This is a genomic window from Propionicimonas sp. (assembly GCF_047606205.1).
GTDB lineage: Bacteria > Actinomycetota > Actinomycetes > Propionibacteriales > Propionibacteriaceae > Propionicimonas.
This window is the reverse complement of record NZ_JASGES010000068.1, coordinates 1-3320: the sequence shown is the minus strand read 5'-3', so window position 1 is coordinate 3320 and position 3320 is coordinate 1. Positions and strand designations below refer to the sequence as shown.

4 protein-coding genes and 2 tRNA genes are annotated in these 3320 nt (G+C 71.0%); 2 read left to right on the top strand and 4 right to left on the bottom strand.

The features are described 5' to 3' along the window. Positions 1 to 23 precede the first annotated feature (23 nt). The 3 genes from QM633_RS04610 to QM633_RS04600 form a co-directional block, all read right to left on the bottom strand. Positions 24 to 99: transfer RNA gene (locus QM633_RS04610), tRNA-His, on the bottom strand. A gap of 53 nt (positions 100 to 152) precedes the next feature. Next, on the bottom strand, positions 153 to 782 hold the full coding sequence (gene orn, locus QM633_RS04605; RefSeq protein WP_415152554.1) for an oligoribonuclease: 630 nt from the start codon (positions 780 to 782) through the stop codon (positions 153 to 155). A 57-nt stretch (positions 783 to 839) separates the two neighbouring features. Further along, positions 840 to 1382: a mycothiol transferase gene (locus QM633_RS04600; protein ID WP_415152553.1), complete on the bottom strand. Its 543-nt coding sequence runs from the start codon at positions 1380 to 1382 to the stop codon at positions 840 to 842. Positions 1383 to 1442: 60 nt separating this feature from the next. On the opposite strand from QM633_RS04600, the gene QM633_RS04595 reads away from it, so the two are divergent. After that, positions 1443 to 1515 (top strand) — tRNA-Arg (locus tag QM633_RS04595). Positions 1516 to 1559: 44 nt separating this feature from the next. Here the strand turns inward: QM633_RS04595 and QM633_RS04590 are convergent. Continuing rightward, a complete protein-coding gene (locus QM633_RS04590; RefSeq protein WP_415152552.1) occupies positions 1560 to 2153 on the bottom strand; it encodes a TetR/AcrR family transcriptional regulator in 594 nt (197 codons plus the stop codon). A 74-nt stretch (positions 2154 to 2227) separates the two neighbouring features. Between QM633_RS04590 and QM633_RS04585 the strand changes: the two genes are divergently transcribed. Next, positions 2228 to 3115 (top strand): SDR family oxidoreductase, encoded by an 888-nt coding sequence (locus QM633_RS04585; RefSeq protein ID WP_415152551.1) that lies wholly within the window; start codon positions 2228 to 2230, stop codon positions 3113 to 3115. Positions 3116 to 3320 lie beyond the last annotated feature (205 nt).

The following is a 3320-nucleotide window of genomic DNA, read 5'->3' as shown; positions in this document are numbered from 1 at the left end:
GTCGCCTACTGGGCCCGGAAGCTTGGGGTGAGTAACGGGACTCGAACCCGCGACATCCTGGACCACAACCAGGTGCTCTACCATCTGAGCTATACCCACCATGCGCCACGAGGGCTGAGCCAGCTTAGCGGGTTCGTGCCGAAGGCAGGAAATCAGCCGTCTGAGGCTCCGAGCGTCTCGCCGGTGAGGGATCCCTGGTGACGGGCGGCGAGTTCACGGAGGGTCTCGGTGCTCGGGCCCGGCGGGGGTACGAACAGGGCGTCGCGGTAGTAGCGCAACTCCTCGATGGACTCCCGGATGTCGGCCAGCGCCCGGTGATTCCCGCTCTTGGCCGGGGTGTTGTAGTACGTGCGCGGATACCAGCGCCGGGCGAGTTCCTTGATCGAGGAGACGTCGACGTTGCGGTAGTGGACGTGCGCCTCCAGCGTGGGCATGTCGCGGGCGAGGAACGCCCGGTCGGTGCCGATGGTGTTGCCGGCCAGCGGCGCGCGGCGCGCCTCCGGCACGTACTCGCGGATGTAGTCGAGCACCTGCTGCTCCGCCTCGGCCATGGTCAGGCCGTCCGCCAGCAGCGGGAGCAGGCCGGAGTTCCCGTGCATCGTCCGGACGAACTCGCCCATCTGCGCGAGCGCCTCCACGGAGGGCTTGATGACGACCTCCACGCCGTCGCCCAGCACGTTCAACTCCGAGTCGGTGACCAGTGCAGCGACCTCGATGAGGGCGTCCGCCTTCAGGTCGAGCCCGGTCATCTCGCAGTCGACCCACACGAGATGTTCGTTCACGGGCGTCACTTTACTTTGTTAGGTAAAGGTGCTGACCACATTCTGACGCCGTGGGCGTCACGCCGTTCCCGCCCAGCCCGAGTTGATACCCCGCGAACGCTCCCGCAGACCGCGCACGTAGCCGGCCTGGCCGATGTGCTGGGCGGTCTCCACCATCACCGAGACCAGCCGGACGCCGACCGTCACCGGCGGCGTGTAGCGCTCGTCGACGACCTCGTCGAGCCGTTCCTCGTCGAGCGAGGAGAGGACGGCCTGCGTCTGCGCCCAGGTCGCCGCGGCGTAGCCGTTGAGCAGGCTGGTCTGGGTGACGTTGAAGGCCCCGACCTCCACCGCGGTCATCCGGAAGCCGTGGGCGTTCTTCAGGTACGGCAGCCCGAACCGGGAGTACCAACCGTCCGCCGTCCACGCCTGCTCGATCCCGCCCAGGTGCGCCAGGTGGTCGTCCTCGACCCGGGTGAGGTGCCACACCAGCCACCCGATCGGGTTGGCCTCGGCGTCCGGACGCCACAGCAGGTCGTCGCCGGTGAGGCCGTCGAGGATCGCGGGGATGAGTTCGTGCACGCGGCCGAGCGAGTCGCGCACGACATCGAGTGTCTGCATGGAGACCATCCTGCCCCGCGCCACCGACATCGACCAGAGCGGTAGCATCGTGGGGCGTCGGCCCCCGTAGCTCAGTGGATAGAGCAACAGCCTTCTAATCTGTCGTGCGCAGGTTCGAGTCCTGCCGGGGGCGCTGTGACAAGGGCGGACGCGCCGATGCCGGGGCGTCCGCGTGAACTATCGGCCCTCCTCGGCGCTCGTCCCGGCACCGCCCAGCGCCGCGCGGAGCTCGGCGAGCGCCTCCTGCTGCAGCTCGGCCATGCTGCGCTGCTGGTCCTCCTCGATCCAGCGCAGGAAGGCGACGTGGAAAACGCTGAGCACGGCCTCGGCGGTCATCGTCGCCGCGGGGGCGGATGCCCCGCGGGCGGCCAGGGCCCCGACCAGTGTGCCCTTGAGCGTGGACAGCTTCAGCAGCTCGCGCTCGCGGAGCGCGGGCTCCGAGTCCAGCCGCGCCTGTCGCCGGCGGGAGAAGGGCCGCCGCTCGTCCGGGAACGACTCGGCCAGGCCGGCCAGGGCCGCGTCCACGAGCAGGGACGGCGCCGCGCCCTGCGGTGCGGCCGACACGGCGGCCGAAGCCCGCTCGGCCAGCTGCTCGGAGCCGGCGAAGAGAACCTCCCGCTTGTCGGGGAAATGCCGGTAGAACGTCCGCTCGGTCACCCCCGCGCGATCCGCGATCCCCGCGACGGTGGTCTGGTCGTAGCCGTGTTCCTCGAACAGGTCGAGCGCGGCTATCCGCAGCCGGTCGGCCGCACCGGGCTGCCACCTCACCATGGCCGTATCCTAGGTGATGACAGAACCTGACGTCGCGGGTACTCTGATGTCAGATTCTGACATCAGGAGGAGCAGTGGACGTCTTCATGACGGGTGCGTCGGGCTGGATCGGCTCGGCAGTGGTCCCCGAACTCATCTCCGCGGGGCACACCGTGCGCGGTATCGCCCGGTCCGACCGGTCGGCCGCGGCGCTCAGCGACGCAGGGGTCGAGCCGATCGCCGGAGACCTCGACCAGCTGGAGATCCTGCGCGAGCAGGCCGCGGCCGCCGACGCCGTGGTCCACCTCGCCAACAAGCACGACTGGTCGAACCAGGCCGAGACCAACCGCGCCGAGCGTGCCGCCGTCCAGGCGTTCGTGACCGCGCTGGAAGGCACCGGCAAGCCGTTCCTGCTCGCCTCCGGCACCGCCATTCCGGTCGGACGGACGCTGACCGAGCTCGACCCGAACCCCACCAGCGGCCCGGACGCGCCACGCGGTGGCACCGAGACGCTGGCCATGGACTACGCCGCCCGCGGCGTGCGCAGCATCGCGGCCCGGTTCGCCCCGACCGTGCACGGCCCGCGCGACCACGGCTTCATGGCGATCCTGGTCCGGGTGGCCCGTGAGCGCGGCTTCTCCGCCTACCCCGGGGACGGGACCAACCGCTGGACCGCGGTGAACCGCCCCGACGCCGGCCGCCTGGTTGCGCTCGCGCTGGACGCCGCTCCCGCCGGCACCGCCGTGCATGCCGTCGCCGAGATCGTGACCACACGGCAGATCGCGGAGGCGATCGGCGCCGCCCTCGACCTGCCGGTGGCACCGGTCGCGCCGGATCGCGTCCGCGAGCATTTCGGGTGGCTGGGCGCCTTCTTCGCGATGGACCTGCCGGCATCGGCCGAGCTCACCCGCACCCGCTTCGGCTGGGAGCCCACCCATGCCACGCTGGCCGAGGACCTCGCCGCGGGGGCGTACGCGTCCTGAGCTGTCAGTGGGCGCTGGCACGATGATCACTGATCATGAACGCGCTCAGACCTTCACGGACACGGCGGGCCCGGCACGGGGGCCCGCTGCTCGTCATGCTCGTGGTCATGCTCGTGGTGGTGGTCGTGGCGCTGGCGGCGCGGGGCCGGCCGCTCGGCCCGGTCCCGGACGCCGGCCCGCAGGCGGCCGGCAACACCCTGCTGAC

Bases quoted from the DNA above. Each gene is read 5' to 3' on its own strand.
- QM633_RS04600 (WP_415152553.1), bottom strand. From the start codon at position 1,382: ATGCAGACACTCGATGTCGTGCGCGACTCGCTCGGCCGCGTGCACGAA.
- QM633_RS04590 (WP_415152552.1), bottom strand. From the start codon at position 2,153: ATGGTGAGGTGGCAGCCCGGTGCGGCCGACCGGCTGCGGATAGCCGCG.